Raw genomic sequence first — 15,570 nt, 5'->3', positions numbered from 1 at the left:
GGATCTTGTGCGGCTCGTTCTTCGGCAGGACTGCGGCGTGAATTTCCTCTTTTGTATCGTGTTCACTGCTATTATTATGCCTTATGGAAGGGCTTCTTGTCACTGAGGGTGCTGGAGGTGAGTTTTGGCTCGTATTCTGCCTTATCGACGCGGAACTTCATTTTATAAAAAATAGTATTCGATGATATAAAAGTGGGACTCTACCGTATAAAGAGTCGACTCTACGTTATAAATGCAGCACTCTACCGTATAAAGAGCTGACTCTACGTTATAAATGCAGAACTCTACCGTATAAACAGCAGACTCTACCGTATAACAAATTTCGACAAAATCCCCAAACCTAAATCACACTAAAAAGGCGTCCCCCCTTCTAAGGGGAACGCCTGATAAGGGATCACATAACGGTCGCCGCCAATATTTGAGCAATACGTTCGTCACTAAATTTAATTTGCAGTAAAAAAAAAGCCGACCTGACCATCAGATCGACTTCATTTATTTTTGCTTGCCAGGGGTGGTGATACCGCCTGGCTTAACTTACTTCTTTATACTCTGGTTCCTCCTGTATTTTCATTTTTGCTTTTTTCCCGTAAGTTAAGGAACGCCAGAGCCATTCTGCCGGCCCGAAATAATACCGTTTTAACCACCAGTTGCTTAAAACGATTTGCCCTCCAATAATGACAACAACAAACAATAAGTAAAATGGAGGCGTGACGCTCCCGTATAATCCTAATCCGTAACTGTAAAAGACAAACGTACAGATAATACTTTGCATCAGGTAATTCGTGAGCGCCATTCTTCCTAAGGCAGTTAATGGCTTCAAGATCCTTTGCCACATACTCTTTTGCAGCAGAAGAACGAGAGACGTTACGTAAAATAACATGAGACTCGGATTTCCGATGGTACTTCCCACTTGAGTATAAATATCATGCATTGAAGGAGAGACAAAATTGACCTGCTGCAGGTTAATATAATACACCGCTGTCATACTCGCCCCGATTATAAAGCTGATAAGCCAAACTTTTTTAATTAGCGGCAAATGGTTTTTTACGTCATGAAGAATCTTTCGCTTACCCGCATACGCTCCTAGCAAAAACATGGGAATGATCGACAGATAGGCGAAGAAAGAATAAGATAAAGCAAACGTCGTATCGGTTAGCCTTTGCTCCATTACTTCCAATAATGAGCCTTCACTGTATGCATAATAGGACGATTCTATTTGGGTTTCAATTTCATTTATAAACATAGTCATTTCATTAGCATAAGAATATTCTTCACCAGGGATTTGTTCCATTAACGGGAAAGCTGCGACCATGAACAATACAGGAATAATGGAAATAGATAAGATGATACCTGACCAGACAAGAAGTGTTTTTTCTTTTCTTTTATAGAACAGAAGTAAAATGAAACCTGCTATGGCATAGGCTATTAATATATCTCCGGACCAGATGAGAAACGCATGAATAACCCCGAAAATAAATAGAATGAAAAGCCGTCTGGCAAAAAAAATTTTTGGTCGTGATGATCTTTTCATCGCCTTATCCATAAAAACAATAAATCCTAAACCAAATAAAAAAGAGAACATGGTATAAAATTTACCCTCAGCTAAAATAAAGATGGCAGAATCAATAAATCCGTTAAACCCTTCCCAAATGTTTTCACCAATAACGAACTGGTACATAGCCGGGTGAGCAAAGTACTTCAGATTCACTAAAAGAATACCAATTAATGCAAATCCGCGAATGATATCAATCGCTGCAATTCTTTCGCTTGGCGCAATAGGTGCCGGGTTGTTATTTTTCATCTCACACCTCCATTTTTAACTTCCTTTATACTTTAATTTTATAACAAGGGATATTACCCGCTGCGTGCACTTTTGTATTTTTTGTGAATATGAGCATTCATTGAGGAAAAAATCATTAGGGGGTTCTTGACAACGGATATGGAGGTATTTTTGACGTAATAACGTGGAATTCAGCTGTATTAATATGGTATTTGATCTCTATTCATATGGTCTTTGACGATATAAAAGTGGCACTCTACCGTATAAAAGGGAAACTCTACGTTATAAACGCAGAACTCTACCGTATAAAAGGCAGACTCTACGTTATAAATGCGGCACTCTACCGTATAAACAGGAGACTCTACCGTATAACAAATTTCGACAAAATCCTCCGCAGTTAAAAACCTAAATCACACTAAAAAGGCGTCCCCCCCTTCTTAGAGGAACGCCTGAAAATCTTATTTATTTATGCTGCCTGTTCAGCTGGTTTCTCAAATTTCTTTTTGAAGACGACAGTGCGGATATAAGGGATCACATAACGGTCGCCGCCGTATTTACCTGCATTGTAGCCAGCTGCAAGGATGAAAATGGTCAAAAGGATTAACCAAGGGTTAGAAGAGATTGTGCCTGCGAACATAAAGGCAAAGTTCATTACGATACCGAAGAACGCTGCTGCCGTGGTAAGAATTCCAAGGATTAAACCGAGACCGACCAGCACTTCGCCCCAGGCGACCATAAAGCTGAACACGCCGGCATTCGGCAATGCAAAGTTCTCAATAAATGCGTGATATGTCGGATACTGCTCGATGACTGCTTCGTTATTTACGACACCGGTCAAATAGCCGCTTGCATCAAACGGTTCCCCCGTGACTTTGCCCCATCCTGCTGTGAGCCATTGCCACCCAAGGTACACCCGTAACACCGTCAAAACTCCCGCTGCGATTTTGTTATTTCTTAAGAAATCCATAAACATTTTTTATTCCTCCTCAGGAACCGTTTTTTTAAGAAGTCAAGTCGGCAATCACCGGTTTTAAAAAATAAATAAGTCCGCTTAGTCCTTTGGGATTTGAGGTGTGACGTTCCGTTCGCCCGCGTCCCAGTCTGAGTTAGCGATTACTAACTTTCTTTCTTGATTTCATTATATAATGGTTTTTCCTATTACGAACGTGCCAACTGTGAATAATTAGTTGCATCTTCGTGTCCAAAGTGTGACATAACTCACACCGAAGAAATCCGCGGCTCCTCCAACATAAAAAAGCCCTTAACTTTGTATTTAAAGTTAAGGGACTACTGAATAACCGGGCATTCATCCCCCTTTTTCCTGCGGGCAGCCTTCAGGGGAGAGCGATTGCCTTTAATAACCCGGTGTATAAAACAAGTGTGACGCACACTTGCAGTCAGATGACCCGAATCCTTTCACTGGAATGCGGCCGTTCTTCTCTTCCATCAGTCTGTGAAAAAGCCCGCACTCCCCTTCTTCTCCCGGGTAGGTTTGAATATCTGTAATTTGAAGGTAAGGCCGTAAGTAATCAAAATGCCAGCGGAGTTTCTTTTCAATTTGTACATGTCTGTTAATCCGTGAAGCGATCCGCCGTCTAGCGCTTCCTACATAGACATATAAGCCTTTTTGAAAAGAAAAAGTTCCCAGTTTTCCAATGGTAATATTCCTTGCCGATTCAGGCATCCTCCCTGTGATGGCGTATAATGTATCACCTTCGTTGATTTGAAACATGTGACATTCCACTTCCAGTCACCCTTTCATTAAAAATACCGTGGTTAGAAATACGTATGTCCAAGCAGAATAACAAACAGGATAACAGCCGGGAAAAGAAAATTTGATGCACAGTTGCTGTTAAAGCTGGATATGATGTATTACGACTAGCTTTTTTTAAGAAAAATTAATAATGACTTTCGGCGTGAAAGCCTGGGCGGGTTTATCGTCCGCTCATCTGCTCTCACGCACGGCGAGCGGCTCTTATTTCTCTTTTATCGTCCACTTACTTGCCCTTTCGCAAGACGAGCGGCTCTTATCTCCTTTTCATAACTTGGAATCCAATGATCAACCGTTCCTTTTTACGTGAACGACCACACACACGCCAACTTAAAACCAAACCTATGATACGAGGTGCATCACTATGAAAAACAATAAACTGTTAAAGGATCTGGCGAGAAAATACTCATCTAAAAAGCCTGCCCATGCCTGCCGTCCGCTGCGAGGACTTAAAGTTAAAACAGGCGAGCCGTTTATGATTCCTTTTAACGATCCAAGAGACAGCTTAAGTCTGGCTCACAAAAAAAACCGCAAGTAACTAAGTACTAGCGGTTTGCTTGTTTAATTCGTTTATCCAGCTTATTAAAAAATGTCGCCGAGGTCGCCTCACTACTGTGTTTATGCAGCTTTGCGTATTTGTTCAAAACGGCTTTCTGGTCCCTCGTATAAGGTCTTTTATCCTTCTCCTCAATAGGTAACCCCATCAAAACCGCCTCCTTTAATTCATATTTTATCACAGGACTTTAATTTTTTGTATCATCAACAGAGCCACTATTTCCACTGTCATCTGTTCCCTCATCCGACTCCTCCGGCAATAGCGTGACCATATTAATCATCTCATACAGGATAATCGAGTATTCAATGAGGCTCGCAATCGATTCTTTGTCGTAGTTGTCAAAAGGATAGTCGTAATTGCTTCTCGCAATCAGCACCACGCGATCCACATCAGGCGAAAATTCCACGACTCCTACCATTAAATTCGTCCCGTTTAAAACCCGGTTCACAAATGTATTACTCATGTACGGAGATTTTTTGACTTCATCTAAAAGCTTTTTCTCCTGGGGAGCCGTGACCTCTTCTTCTTTACACACTTCTATTTCCAGAAAAACACCGCTATTATACTCGTTTACAAATCTCTTATACTTTAAAGCAAGCTGTTCAACGACTTCATGCAGTTCCGTCGTGTTATTACTGATCATTTCCCGGATCGTGTTGGAATTATTATTTAGCATTGTCGAGATAAATGTAAATTGATTGGCCACCATGATTTCTTTCGCATATTTATTCTCAAATTCAAATTCCATTTCATAAAACCTTAACCTTTTGAACGGAGCCATAGAGATAACGGTTGTAAAAAACAAGCCGAAAAACAATACTGCGGTCATTGTCACTAACGCAATGAACAATGGCGTAGCAAAGTGCTGCATAATCGTTTCCGGATTGGCAAACATCGGATCATTGTAGTACTTTATAAAAACATTTCCGCCGATCACAGCTGACAAAACAATAAAAACAGTCATCGAAAGAAAGTAAATTTCTCTCCTTCTGCTTTGAGCCCGGTCTACTAACCGCGAGGTGACTTGGAATAAACGAAACATCTTCACGCTCCTCTGCATTCGTTTAATCGCATGGTTTATAATTCCAGTATATCAAATGTTTATTTTTTACAGGAGATTTTCATGCAGGTTATCAGGCAGTTGGGTACTTTTTTAGGAGCCGTCATCAGTCAAAAAAGCCTGGAATGCCTGACGCATCCCAAGCTTAGCCTCGCGATTGTTTCCCCCCCTCTTAAATTCCTTAAAATATATCCTTAATTATTACCAGTCAGCTCGTCCATAAATTCCGCTAATGAAACAAGTGTGTTCCCTTCTCTGCCTGTGGTCGTTTTTGCGGTAAGCATCGAGTTAAGAATCGCCTCTTCCGCTGCGTCAGCGACAGCTGTAAATGCCTGGTCAATATCATTCTCATGGATCGTTTCACATTTTTGCAGCGTATCGTTTGAGTGATGGCTTACCGGGTTAGCCGTTGAGAAGCCCAGAAAGATGTCGCCGCTTCCGTTTCCCATATACGAGCCTGTCCGGCCGAGCGCCGCACCGGCCCGTTTAATAATCCGTTTAAGCTGCCGCGACTCGACAGGCAGATCAGTGGCCACCACGATGATGACCGACCCTTTATCCTCTTCATCCCTATGTTCAGCCAGGTTTGCTTTTATTTTTTCACCGGCAAGACCAATCCCGGGCATCCGGAAATGCTCCAGCTGGCCGAAATTTGAAAGGACTAAAACGCCGACTGTATACGTGCCATGAGGGTACGAAAGGATTCTCGAACTCGAACCGATTCCGCCTTTTAGACCGAAACACTTCATCCCTGTTCCGGCACCGACCGCTCCTTCATCAAATTCACCCGATGCACCAGAAAGCGCCTCATAAACATGATGTTTCTTGACAGCCTGGCTTCTAATATTATTTAAGAACATATCATTACATTCAGCCACAAGCGGATTGACTGTGCCTGTCGTTGTCCCTATTTCTTCGTTATGTTCGAGCATATAGGTGATTAGGCTATTGGTCACTTCTCCGATGCTTAACGTATTCGTTAACAGGATCGGTGTCTCAATTGTTCCAAGTTCATCCACCTGAAGCGTGCCGACCGCCTTGCCGAATCCGTTCAATACATAAGTGGCGCCGACCATTTTCTCGGTAAAAAGATTGCCGCCATGAGGGTAAATCGCGGTCACCCCTGTTTTTATTTCGCCATCGTCAATCGTCGAGTGGCCGACAGTGACCCCTTTCACATCCGTTATTTTATTGCGTGGCCCTGTTTCCAGGCTGCCAATCGTCATGCCGTAATCTCTCAATCTCTTTTGCAAAATGGTAAGCCTCCCCGTCCTGTCATTTTTTCTTAATTATAACCCGAGAGATTTGATTATACAGCCCTCGATTGTTACCTAACTGAGGCTGGCCGGCCTCAAATAGGGAGAATACTCACTCGATTGTTACCGACTCTCTCTATTTTTCCGATGAAGGGTAAAAATACAGGCTCCTTTCTTCCAGCTTGCAAAATAATAAAATGAACTTTTTTCCTATTACTCCCAATCTTCAAATGAATTAATGTTAAAATCACAAGAGATTATTAAGCTTATTTAGTTAGCGGAAGGAAGTTAATAAAAAGTATAAAAGGGAGATGAAAGGTTGATTAAAAACGGATTATTTGTGTTAATGCTTATTTTATTGTTAAGTGCCTGTAATGATAATGAACTTAATGCTTCTGAGGAAAAGGAAATAAGAGATCAATTGTATGCAGTTATTCATCAGTCAGGGGATCTGACAGAGGCAAATAAAGCAGATATTGATGAAGCGTTAAGTCAAGCTGACCAGCTTAGTCTTCCAGAAGAAGAAAGAGATTGGTTTGTTCAATATTACTTAATTTATTCTTCTTATGAGGGAGAAACAGATAAAGAGCAGGTATATGAAGGCAGTCAATTAAGAATGCTGTATGAAGAAACGTGGCAGGAGTTAGCTTTTGAAAGATACGGAGTTACTTTAGAGGAAGAAAGGGTGGAGGATATGATTGAAGAAGATTTAAAGCCCTTAATAGAGGATGCACTTTCTTCTGAAGAAGATGGAGAGCTTGATATACAACGTTATCTTGCAGATGAATCAGGATATAGTCTCGAGGAACTTTATCTCCAATTTTCGAGACATATTTATGAAAGAAGGGCTATAGGCGAGGACTTAGAACCCATCTTAAAAGAAGAATATGGGATTACTGACATTCATGAAGTACGTGAGAAATACCGTATAGAAGTTATTGATGAAATAGTGAAATCTTATTCTTGAAAGCAAAGCAACAGGTAAAGGATATTAAAAAGGCCAGGAGATCAGTTCTCCCGGCCTTTTATATGATAAAAAGATTGCAGGCCCACTTGATTTTGTCGCCAAGGCTGCGCAATCAGCATTCATCGGCTAAATCGTAAAAGAGGGTTATTCCTCTTCAATTGTTCTGGTGACATCGACCATTTCGTACAGGCTGCTCGGGTGAATGTAAAAGTTTTCGATATCCGAGCGAAGTCCTGCAAGGTGTTCGACGTGATAAAGGGGTACCATTGGCGCTTCATCGACAATGATTTGCTGGGCTTCATGATAGAGTTCATCGCGTTCTTCAGGATCCATTTCCGAGCGCGCCGCATCGAGCAGGGCGTCTACTTCGTCATTACTGTAGAACATGCGGTTCCCTGTCATCCCGTGGCTGTCTGAATGAAAGACGGGATACAGGCCGTAATCTGCATCGCCGGTAACGGTGCCCCAAGAACCAAGAAACAGTTCATGATCTCCTTCAGATACTTGTTCACGGTGGGCGCCGCTTTCCATAGAGACGATCTCCACATTAACGCCGATTTGGGCAAGGTAGCTTTGAATCAGTTCTGCTGTATCGAGTCGGACACGGGAATCATCCGTCCACAGTTCTGCCTCGATGCCGTCTTCGTATCCTGCCTCCTCGAGCAAGTCGCGGGCTTCATCCACGTTTTCTTCAATTGGATCAAGATTGTCTGAAGCACCTGTAACTGGCGGAGCCAGAGGCCCCTCAGCTTTCAAGGCGGCTCCGCCCATGACGCCTTCGACAATATCATCTTTGTTAATTGCCATGGCAATCGCACGGCGGACATCCGGGTCATCAAACGGCTCCACTTCCGTATTAAAACCGAAGTACGCTAAGGATGCACTGTCGTGACGAGCTACTTTCGTGTTCTCATTCTCTTCAAGACGGGAAATATCATTCGGATTTAAATGGCCGACTATTTGTGCAGAATCGGTCTCAAGCTCGCCGACCCGGGTCAGATCTTCCGGCACGATTCGGAAAGTTAATTCATCCGCTCCCGCTTCACCATCGAAGTAGTCCTCATTTTTCACAAGATGGATTTCTTCGCCGGCCTGCTGGCTGTCGAATTTATAGAAGCCTGTCCCGACCGGATTCTCGTTAATGACAGATCCGGGCTGCTCGTCATCCTCAACTGCCTGCTGGTCCTCTTCAATCAGAGCCGGGCTGATCATCTGACCGGCAGGATGTGCGAAATGCTGTTTCAACGGAGCAAACGGATACTCCGTATAAAAACGGACAGTATAGGCGTCGACTACTTCCACTTCTTCAATCATTTCGAACATAAATGCCACTGGAGAAGCCGTCTCTTCATCAAGCATCCGTTCCACGTTTACTTTCACCGCTTCAGCATTGAATTCCGTCCCATCGTGAAACGTGACATCCTCTCTTAACGACACCTCCCAAACGTCGGGCTCCTCCTGCTCAAATGATTCGGCCAGGCTCATATGTATATCCAAATCCTCATCTGTGCGTACAAGCGTATCGTAAATGGTCCGCTTGACGTTAAGCGACGCGTGATCATTGCCGAAATGAGGATCAAGCGCACTGACGTCCGACTGCATATTAACCGTCAGAGCATCCGGATCTGCGTCGACCTCCTCATTTTCCGGGCTGCTATTGTCTGGTGTGTTGGCCGTTTCTTCTGATTCAGGCGGCTCACCGTTTCCCGCGCAGCCGGTTAACACCGCCAAAGCGCCCGCAACTAAATACCAATGTTTCATACAAATGTCCCCCTATCACTTTATTGTTATTTAATCCTATCTGATAACTCGGATATTTGCAAGCCTTTCTAACCAGTTTCTCAATTGGCAGGCCTCCTCCACAAAATGGAACATAGACAGTCTAGTTGATGACAAAGGCCCTTATATTTCATCTTTTTATCAGACCTCTTTTGTACCGACAGGCCTGAATGTCTTATTGTATTTACGTCTTCTATCCAAAACTTTAAAACTAGTAAATTAAAATTAGTTACAATTTTTGAAACGAACCTTCCGTTACTTTCGTCAAAGTAATAGAGAAAGGGGGCTTTCGTACGGTGTATCAATCAAAATTAACCGAAGGAAATAATTCCTTCGAGCAAACAAATGAACACGTGCTGCAAGAGTTAATGAGCTCATATGGCCAGCAGATTCAACAGCTTGCTTATACATATGTAAAAGATCCTGCTCTTGCGGAAGATCTGACACAGGAAATTTTCCTGAAGGCCTATACCAAATTACATACGTATAATGGGGAAGCCTCCATGAAAACGTGGTTGTACCGGATTGCCATCAATCACTGCAAAGATTATGTAAAAAGCTGGCACTACCGGAAAGTCACCCTCCATGCCCCAGCCATTGATACAGCTAAAACAAAGGGGCACAGTCTTGAACAGGAAGTGATTAACCGTTCCGAACAAGAGAGGATTGTTCAGGCCGTTCTTCAGCTCCCAATTAAGTATCGAGAATCTGTCTATCTCTACTATTACTAGGACCTGACTACATTGGAAATCTCCAGGATAAACGGAATAAATGAAAACACTATTAAAACGAGACTGAAACGTGCGAGGAAAATGATCAAAAAGGCTCTGGAGAAGGAGGAATCAACATGAAAGACCCGTTAAACGGTTTAAAAAAGGCGATGGATCAGACTGTGTTCCGCAACTTTTCTTTTTCGCAGGAGCAACAGGAAGAAATTAAGAACCAGATTGGAAAACAACGGTCCCCGTCTGACTTTACGGAATTACAGCAAAGTACCGGGATTTTCCTGCTGCAAAGCCTCTCACTCCAAAAAGGAAAAACAGGGTTGGAACTGCTGAATCATTTAAAACAGACCATAAAAAGTGATGAATTCACCAGTCAAGAAGGCTATTTGTATGTCATCCTTCACAGAATGGAACAAAAACAGGTCATCCGTTCTCAGTGGGTGACAGAGCACGGCCATCGCCTAAAGCGGTACTTTATTGAAAAAAAAGGCGAAAAACTTCTGCAGGAATGGGAAAGAACCCATGACCCTGAGGTGAAAGCCTCCCTCATTTTTCAAATTGAAGGGGGACTAACCTGATGAGTGACGCAAAGAAGAGATTTTTGCAAAAGGTTACACATCATATCCGTTCTAAAGAAGCAAAGCAGTACGTGGAGAAAGAGTTAACTTATCATATCGAGGAGCAAAAATCTTATCTGACCAGTCAAGGTTACAGCGATGAAAAGGCAGAACTAATGGCTGTCAATCAAATGGGAGATCCGGGTTCAATCGGACGGGAAATGCATAAAATTCATAAACCGAAAATGGATTGGGTGTTAGCAGGATTGTTTGCATTGGTTCTTGCAGCTGGAATTATCACTTTCTATTATTTAACTCCTAATTATGCAGCGACAAATATGTACTTTCTCGTCAGGAGAGTTGATGCTGCTCTTCTCTCTGTTCTAGTAATTATTATTTTCATGCTCATTGACTACCGGAAACTGGAAAAATGGTGGCCGTTATTATCCGCCCTTGGACTCTTTTTATCCGTATGGATGCTGCAGTCAGACTATTACATCGGGGGAGCTGCCTACTTAAGAATAGGATCCTTCACCTTATCCATTTGGCCGATCAGTCTGCTTTTCATTTTCAGCTATGCCGCCATGCTCTCAAGTTTAAAAGGAAAGCGACTGTGGATTATGGCAACAGCCATGCTATGGGTTCCGCTCGTTATTTTTCAAGCTATACCCCAGCTCCCTTTAACCTTGTTTTACTTTCTCACTGCAATGACCATTACAGCTTTTGCGCCACTACCTAAAAGAGCAATAAAACAATTTATTATAACGAATACAACAGTGATTATGTTTTTCACAACTATTGCTGTCACCCTGGGGCAAGGGATGCGAATGCGACTGAGCGCCTTTATAAATCCTGAAGCTGACTTAAACGGTGCTGGATACATTCCCTCTCTGCTTAGGCAAATAACCAGTCAGGCAGCTTGGGTCGGACAAGGGCCCTCTACTGAAGTCACCACGAATTTACCCGAATGGCATACCGATTTAATTTTAGCATCTATTATCGGTCAACTTGGGTGGGTCCCTGCCTTCACCATAATTTTTATCCTTTCTCTTTTTATGTCGCGAATGATCATTACAATCAAAAAATCCAGACACCCCTTGGGCAATATGATTATCGTTTCTGGAGTCAGTATGGTCGGTTTTTCAGTAATCTGGAATATTGCCATGGTGCTTGGCTGGGTGCCCGTTATTGGCGTTAGCCTTCCTTTCATCAGTTACGCTTTTGGCTATCAGCTCATTTATTCTGTATTTATAGGTATGATTCTAAGCGTCTACCGCCGGAAAGACCTTGTTCAACCTGAAGCTATTGAAAAACCATCCTAACTTAGCATTAACAGGCTAAATTTATAACGCGGCAAATGGTAAATGCCCTCGAAGGCTAAATCAGCCTCGGTTAATTTATTTAATTATCGGTGGTTTATCCGAAAATGGTACGTAAATTATTTTAAATCTCGATCACAATATATTTTTGCTATAACTAAATGAATTTTATAAAGTTAAACAGCAAAAAAAACACATGAGATTTCTCGTCTAAAATCTCATGTGTTTTTATTTGTGTATAAATTGTTTGCACCTATAAATTAAACCCGTTCAGCCTTTTATTCTACGAAGCTTTATTTTAAGTTGTTCCGCCATCGCCACTTCTAATTTAAGGCTGCATCCAGACGTATCTCATGTAGACGCTATTGTTTAATTTAATCCCCTGCTCGTGAATCGCTGTCCAGATCATTTTATCAACAGAATAGGGACTTTTTTTCTGCTGGCTTTCTACTTCTGTTTTGGTCAAGTCAATCCTCACCATTTTCCCATCAAGGATCAGCGTCACGGGCACATGTTCCGAAGCCTCCTGCCAGTCATACAGAAGAATGACATTCCAGCCCCATGCTCTAATCTCTTTATAAACTGACTCCATCACACACTCACAAAACGCCTCTGCACTCATCTTCTTTGCCATCATCCCACGCAGCCATCCTGAATTATTCATGGTGATAACCTCCTTCAACTCAAACGTTTATAGACTAAGTCAGCAACCAACTAAATTTAAGTAAAGTACAGCCATTATACCCTATTTACAGGCCCAAAAAAACTTAAAAATTGAATTTTCACATAATTTTCATTATGCCTTATCATCGGCAAAAAAACTGTACAAGTCAGTGACTGACCATACAGTTTTTTGCCTAGTTACAGTTTATAATCATATGGCGGAAAACGTGCGGGTACGACAAGTAAAAATTTTCAAACTTCAGTTTAATACCTCCGCTTTCAGCCGGCTTCTCGCCTCTTCTTTTTTCCGGTTGTAAGACGCTTCGATCTCCGACACGAGCTTGGCGTCACATTCTGACATTTTCAACTTTGTTTCAAGCTCTGCTAAAACAGACTCGTAACGCTCGTCAATTTTCCTTTCGCTCTCTTTCGCCTGCTTATATAGACGATAGTAATCGGAAAAACCTGGGTCCTCGTTGTCTGCCCAGGAGCGCATCAGATCTTCTATAGCGTTGTACGCGTCATTTTCCAGCTGGTAAAGCTCTTCGATCAGCTGCTGTTTGCTGAATCCGCCTGCTTCCACGGTAAAACCTGCAGGGGAGATGATCAGAAATAATGCGGCAAGCAGGCCGGCGGATTGTAAAAGTGGTTTCATAGCTTAACTCCTTAAAAATGTCCGGCATTATAATCATTATTTATTCAGTCTTAACAACTGTAAGCACGTTATACCGGTCAACGGAAGTGTTCGGGAATTTGCCACATCCCCCTGGCTATGTTTCTGGAAGTAACTGGGGGGTCTGTCCCCCCAGTTACTTCCAAAAGGGGCAGGTTCAACCCACTTATTTCCGCGGCTAAACCGGGATCATCCAAAACCAACATGGTTAGCTGCCAGATTAAAAGAGCTATCCATAATTATGAACAGCTCTTAGTAATATATATGCTGGCACAGACTATTTTAACTTTGCGCCCCTCACTCGTCCTCGATCACTCTGGCTACACTCTTCCCGCACTGTTTACAGTCTCCTTCAAGTAAAAGACCGTTTTTGAGAGTCTTCAAATCGTAATTCACAATAGTCGTATTAAAACAATCAGGACAAAACACGTTGTTAATCAATTTGTTTCTAATATTAGCGGGAACCTTCCGCCACTTTTTGTGGGCATTTATATCTGTTAATGACACCTGTTTCAACTCCTTTCTGAACAACTATAAACCTAAATATCACCACTATTTTTATATAGATTTCTTCCTCAAATTTTTTCTCACCTTTTTAAGTTCCTCTTTAAATGCCGAACGATGCTTATACTTCTCCTCCAGTTGTCCAATCAAGCTTTCCGCTTCTTTGATCCCGCACACGCTTCCAAACATTCGAATAGTTTCTCCAATTGATTTGTATTTATTGCGGCTGCCGGCACTTGACGAGCTTGCTTGGATAGATGCTGCAAAAAGGTTTTTAACCTCATCCTTGTAGTGAGGAAGAAGATAGGGGTATAATTTCGTTACATCATCCAGTCTACTTTCGAAATAAGATGAAAGTTTCCCGGTTTCGTTTTCTTCTATTAACAGAGAAATGTACGCCTCTTGGACTTCAGGTGCTTCTTCCATTTCCCTTATAATAGAGGCTTTAGTTTTATTCCAATCGTCTGGAGCCGTCAGCTTTTTGAGAGGTTGATAATAGTCAAAATCCCCCTCAATGATCAGCTCCATAGCTGCATTCCTTTGGCCTTGCTGATTGCCTGCAATTTTATGGATATGATAGCGGAGAGCCTTCCATTCTTTTCGAGGTACTGGCCATTTTTTAGCTTCTTCTTCTCCTTCAATGCACAGCCGCTCCGCCTCGGCGAAATCTTCCTGCTTTATCGCTTGATCAATGGCCTTTTTTCTTAAAGGCATTAGGTTTAGGTTATCATAGACAAATTTCTTTAATTTCTCAGGCTCACCAAAACGCTCTAAAAGCTTCAGCTGAAAAAGTTTATAATTCTCATTAATAAAGTGAAAATCACCGGAATCTTCAAGCTCTGAGTGTATCTTGTCCTCAAGTTTCTTCCTCACGGCAGGGTCGCTCCCAAAATGACTAATCACTTCCATTAACGGCAAATTCAAATCATGATCGTAGCCACGGTCTGAAAAATCATTTACTGTTCTCATAAGGTCGTCTGCAACTTTCTTTTTCAGCTTTTCATTTTTCCCGTTAGCTATCTCCTGTGCTATTGTATCGATGAGTTTAAGAGTTTTATCGACAAAGCCTTCCAGCTCTTCTGGATTATATACCTCTTGAAGGAGAGGATAGGTTTCCTGATAAACCATCAAACCTATCTTCATCGCAAGCTCGGTGTTCCCCTCATCCCGTCTTACATCAGCCTTTTCCAGTACAATTTCTACTTTTGTTACTGCATCTTCTATATCTGCCCCGATCTCAAAATTATAGATTCCGGCCGCATCGAAGCAGGTTCTAATTAACTCCCTGCAGAGACTAACGTCATCTTGCCCATCTGAAAACCTTAATTTAACTTGAAGACCAAATAATCTATTGTCCTCATTTATTTCAAGCAGTAATTTCACAAGGTCCTCTTTTGACAATTTGTTAAGCAGATCACTAAGTGAGCGATGTGTATGTTCTTCTACTGCTGCTTGTTTTTCGGACATGTTCATCCTCCCTTACTCATATTTCCTTTGATTCAATTATGCAGGCTTGCTCTAAAGCATAAGATTAGTCATTAACTAACTGCATCTTTTCAGCAAGCAGATCCGAATTTTTTTACTGTGTGGATGGTTTTCCCAGGAGTTCAAACATAAATAGGAAGCCTTTACAGCTTGATTTTTTCAACACGACGTGTGCCCCTCCTGCAGGTGAGCATCTAAGTCTTGTTAGAACCTTTCAGGCGTATTCTCAACAAGCTTTCACCTTCCGTCCCGTCTCTCTCGTTATATATTACACTATTTTTTTAAAATCTTTAAGAAGCCGTAATGACTCCTTAGTTAAATGGAAATTTTCTCTTATTCAGAGAGGTCAGAAATATAAACCGAGAGTTTTCTGTCTTTCTATTAAGGGTAGCCTAACATATAGGACATTCAAGGGGCATTTTTTAAAGATGGTTCTTAAATGTTAGAATGATCGAAGAGACTGTAATAATGAGTT

Annotated in this window: 17 protein-coding genes; 6 read left to right on the top strand and 11 right to left on the bottom strand. The window is 42.0% G+C overall.

The features are described 5' to 3' along the window. Positions 1-529: 529 nt before the first annotated feature. The 3 genes from K8O68_RS03780 to K8O68_RS03770 all read right to left on the bottom strand — a co-directional run bounded on the left by K8O68_RS03780 (position 530) and on the right by K8O68_RS03770 (position 3,512). Positions 530-1,801: a DUF418 domain-containing protein gene (locus K8O68_RS03780; protein ID WP_230895607.1), complete on the bottom strand. Its 1,272-nt coding sequence runs from the start codon at positions 1,799-1,801 to the stop codon at positions 530-532. Between the two features lie 445 nt (positions 1,802-2,246). Further along, positions 2,247-2,753: a DoxX family protein gene (locus K8O68_RS03775; protein ID WP_230895606.1), complete on the bottom strand. Its 507-nt coding sequence runs from the start codon at positions 2,751-2,753 to the stop codon at positions 2,247-2,249. Positions 2,754-3,134: 381 nt separating this feature from the next. Further along, positions 3,135-3,512: a GIY-YIG nuclease family protein gene (locus K8O68_RS03770; RefSeq protein WP_230895605.1), complete on the bottom strand. Its 378-nt coding sequence runs from the start codon at positions 3,510-3,512 to the stop codon at positions 3,135-3,137. A gap of 403 nt (positions 3,513-3,915) precedes the next feature. Between K8O68_RS03770 and K8O68_RS03765 the strand changes: the two genes are divergently transcribed. Further along, positions 3,916-4,089 carry a hypothetical protein gene (locus tag K8O68_RS03765; protein WP_230895604.1) on the top strand — a complete coding sequence of 58 codons (174 nt, stop codon included), beginning with the start codon at positions 3,916-3,918 and terminating at the stop codon, positions 4,087-4,089. A gap of 7 nt (positions 4,090-4,096) precedes the next feature. Here K8O68_RS03765 and K8O68_RS03760 read toward each other — a convergent pair whose 3' ends face one another. The 3 genes from K8O68_RS03760 to K8O68_RS03750 all read right to left on the bottom strand — a co-directional run bounded on the left by K8O68_RS03760 (position 4,097) and on the right by K8O68_RS03750 (position 6,420). Further along, positions 4,097-4,255 carry a hypothetical protein gene (locus K8O68_RS03760; protein ID WP_230895603.1) on the bottom strand — a complete coding sequence of 53 codons (159 nt, stop codon included), beginning with the start codon at positions 4,253-4,255 and terminating at the stop codon, positions 4,097-4,099. Positions 4,256-4,294: 39 nt separating this feature from the next. Then, positions 4,295-5,149 carry a hypothetical protein gene (locus K8O68_RS03755; protein WP_230895602.1) on the bottom strand — a complete coding sequence of 285 codons (855 nt, stop codon included), beginning with the start codon at positions 5,147-5,149 and terminating at the stop codon, positions 4,295-4,297. A gap of 212 nt (positions 5,150-5,361) precedes the next feature. Next, positions 5,362-6,420 (bottom strand): DmpA family aminopeptidase, encoded by a 1,059-nt coding sequence (locus tag K8O68_RS03750; RefSeq protein WP_230895601.1) that lies wholly within the window; start codon positions 6,418-6,420, stop codon positions 5,362-5,364. 322 nt (positions 6,421-6,742) lie between these two features. Between K8O68_RS03750 and K8O68_RS03745 the strand changes: the two genes are divergently transcribed. After that, positions 6,743-7,390 (top strand): hypothetical protein, encoded by a 648-nt coding sequence (locus K8O68_RS03745; protein WP_230895600.1) that lies wholly within the window; start codon positions 6,743-6,745, stop codon positions 7,388-7,390. A 144-nt stretch (positions 7,391-7,534) separates the two neighbouring features. On the opposite strand, the gene K8O68_RS03740 is transcribed toward K8O68_RS03745, so the two are convergent. Beyond that, entirely contained in the window at positions 7,535-9,151 is a 1,617-nt protein-coding gene (locus tag K8O68_RS03740) for a glutathione ABC transporter substrate-binding protein (protein WP_230895599.1), read from the bottom strand. A 314-nt stretch (positions 9,152-9,465) separates the two neighbouring features. On the opposite strand from K8O68_RS03740, the gene K8O68_RS03735 reads away from it, so the two are divergent. From K8O68_RS03735 to K8O68_RS03725, 4 genes are read left to right on the top strand one after another with little or no spacing between them, the layout of a single operon-like run. Further along, positions 9,466-9,900, top strand: coding sequence for a sigma-70 family RNA polymerase sigma factor (locus K8O68_RS03735; RefSeq protein WP_230895598.1), 435 nt, complete (start codon positions 9,466-9,468; stop codon positions 9,898-9,900). 12 nt (positions 9,901-9,912) lie between these two features. Then, entirely contained in the window at positions 9,913-10,020 is a 108-nt protein-coding gene (locus K8O68_RS21525) for a hypothetical protein (protein WP_304618708.1), read from the top strand. After that, positions 10,017-10,472 (top strand): helix-turn-helix transcriptional regulator, encoded by a 456-nt coding sequence (locus K8O68_RS03730; protein ID WP_230895597.1) that lies wholly within the window; start codon positions 10,017-10,019, stop codon positions 10,470-10,472. Before K8O68_RS21525 ends, K8O68_RS03730 begins: the two co-directional genes overlap by 4 nt. Continuing rightward, positions 10,472-11,773: an FtsW/RodA/SpoVE family cell cycle protein gene (locus tag K8O68_RS03725; protein WP_230895596.1), complete on the top strand. Its 1,302-nt coding sequence runs from the start codon at positions 10,472-10,474 to the stop codon at positions 11,771-11,773. The genes K8O68_RS03730 and K8O68_RS03725 overlap by 1 nt, the downstream gene beginning before the upstream one ends. A 325-nt stretch (positions 11,774-12,098) precedes the next feature. Here the strand turns inward: K8O68_RS03725 and K8O68_RS03720 are convergent, their stop codons facing one another. The 4 genes from K8O68_RS03720 to K8O68_RS03705 form a co-directional block, all read right to left on the bottom strand. Continuing rightward, positions 12,099-12,434 carry a hypothetical protein gene (locus K8O68_RS03720; protein WP_230895595.1) on the bottom strand — a complete coding sequence of 112 codons (336 nt, stop codon included), beginning with the start codon at positions 12,432-12,434 and terminating at the stop codon, positions 12,099-12,101. 258 nt (positions 12,435-12,692) lie between these two features. Further along, complete coding sequence (locus K8O68_RS03715) at positions 12,693-13,088, bottom strand: hypothetical protein (protein ID WP_230895594.1); 396 nt, start codon at positions 13,086-13,088, stop codon at positions 12,693-12,695. 315 nt (positions 13,089-13,403) lie between these two features. Beyond that, positions 13,404-13,613 carry a hypothetical protein gene (locus tag K8O68_RS03710; RefSeq protein ID WP_093048581.1) on the bottom strand — a complete coding sequence of 70 codons (210 nt, stop codon included), beginning with the start codon at positions 13,611-13,613 and terminating at the stop codon, positions 13,404-13,406. 51 nt (positions 13,614-13,664) lie between these two features. Further along, positions 13,665-15,077 carry a hypothetical protein gene (locus tag K8O68_RS03705; protein WP_230895593.1) on the bottom strand — a complete coding sequence of 471 codons (1,413 nt, stop codon included), beginning with the start codon at positions 15,075-15,077 and terminating at the stop codon, positions 13,665-13,667. Positions 15,078-15,570: the final 493 nt, after the last annotated feature.

The organism is Salipaludibacillus sp. CUR1 (assembly GCF_021028955.1).
GTDB lineage: Bacteria > Bacillota > Bacilli > Bacillales > Salisediminibacteriaceae > Salipaludibacillus.
The sequence above is the reverse complement of the archived record's forward strand: the minus strand, read 5'-3'. Positions and strand labels throughout refer to the sequence as shown.

What these genes read in the sequence shown, in the direction of transcription:
- K8O68_RS03725 (WP_230895596.1), top strand. Translation starts at nt 10,472, where the DNA reads ATGAGTGACGCAAAGAAGAGATTTTTGCAAAAGGTTACACATCATATC.
- K8O68_RS03740 (WP_230895599.1), bottom strand. Translation starts at nt 9,151, where the DNA reads ATGAAACATTGGTATTTAGTTGCGGGCGCTTTGGCGGTGTTAACCGGC.
- K8O68_RS03730 (WP_230895597.1), top strand. Translation starts at nt 10,017, where the DNA reads ATGAAAGACCCGTTAAACGGTTTAAAAAAGGCGATGGATCAGACTGTG.
- K8O68_RS03780 (WP_230895607.1), bottom strand. Translation starts at nt 1,801, where the DNA reads ATGAAAAATAACAACCCGGCACCTATTGCGCCAAGCGAAAGAATTGCA.
- K8O68_RS03705 (WP_230895593.1), bottom strand. Translation starts at nt 15,077, where the DNA reads ATGTCCGAAAAACAAGCAGCAGTAGAAGAACATACACATCGCTCACTT.
- K8O68_RS03770 (WP_230895605.1), bottom strand. Translation starts at nt 3,512, where the DNA reads ATGTTTCAAATCAACGAAGGTGATACATTATACGCCATCACAGGGAGG.
- K8O68_RS03715 (WP_230895594.1), bottom strand. Translation starts at nt 13,088, where the DNA reads ATGAAACCACTTTTACAATCCGCCGGCCTGCTTGCCGCATTATTTCTG.
- K8O68_RS03755 (WP_230895602.1), bottom strand. Translation starts at nt 5,149, where the DNA reads ATGTTTCGTTTATTCCAAGTCACCTCGCGGTTAGTAGACCGGGCTCAA.
- K8O68_RS03765 (WP_230895604.1), top strand. Translation starts at nt 3,916, where the DNA reads ATGAAAAACAATAAACTGTTAAAGGATCTGGCGAGAAAATACTCATCT.
- K8O68_RS03775 (WP_230895606.1), bottom strand. Translation starts at nt 2,753, where the DNA reads ATGTTTATGGATTTCTTAAGAAATAACAAAATCGCAGCGGGAGTTTTG.
- K8O68_RS03760 (WP_230895603.1), bottom strand. Translation starts at nt 4,255, where the DNA reads ATGGGGTTACCTATTGAGGAGAAGGATAAAAGACCTTATACGAGGGAC.
- K8O68_RS03720 (WP_230895595.1), bottom strand. Translation starts at nt 12,434, where the DNA reads ATGAATAATTCAGGATGGCTGCGTGGGATGATGGCAAAGAAGATGAGT.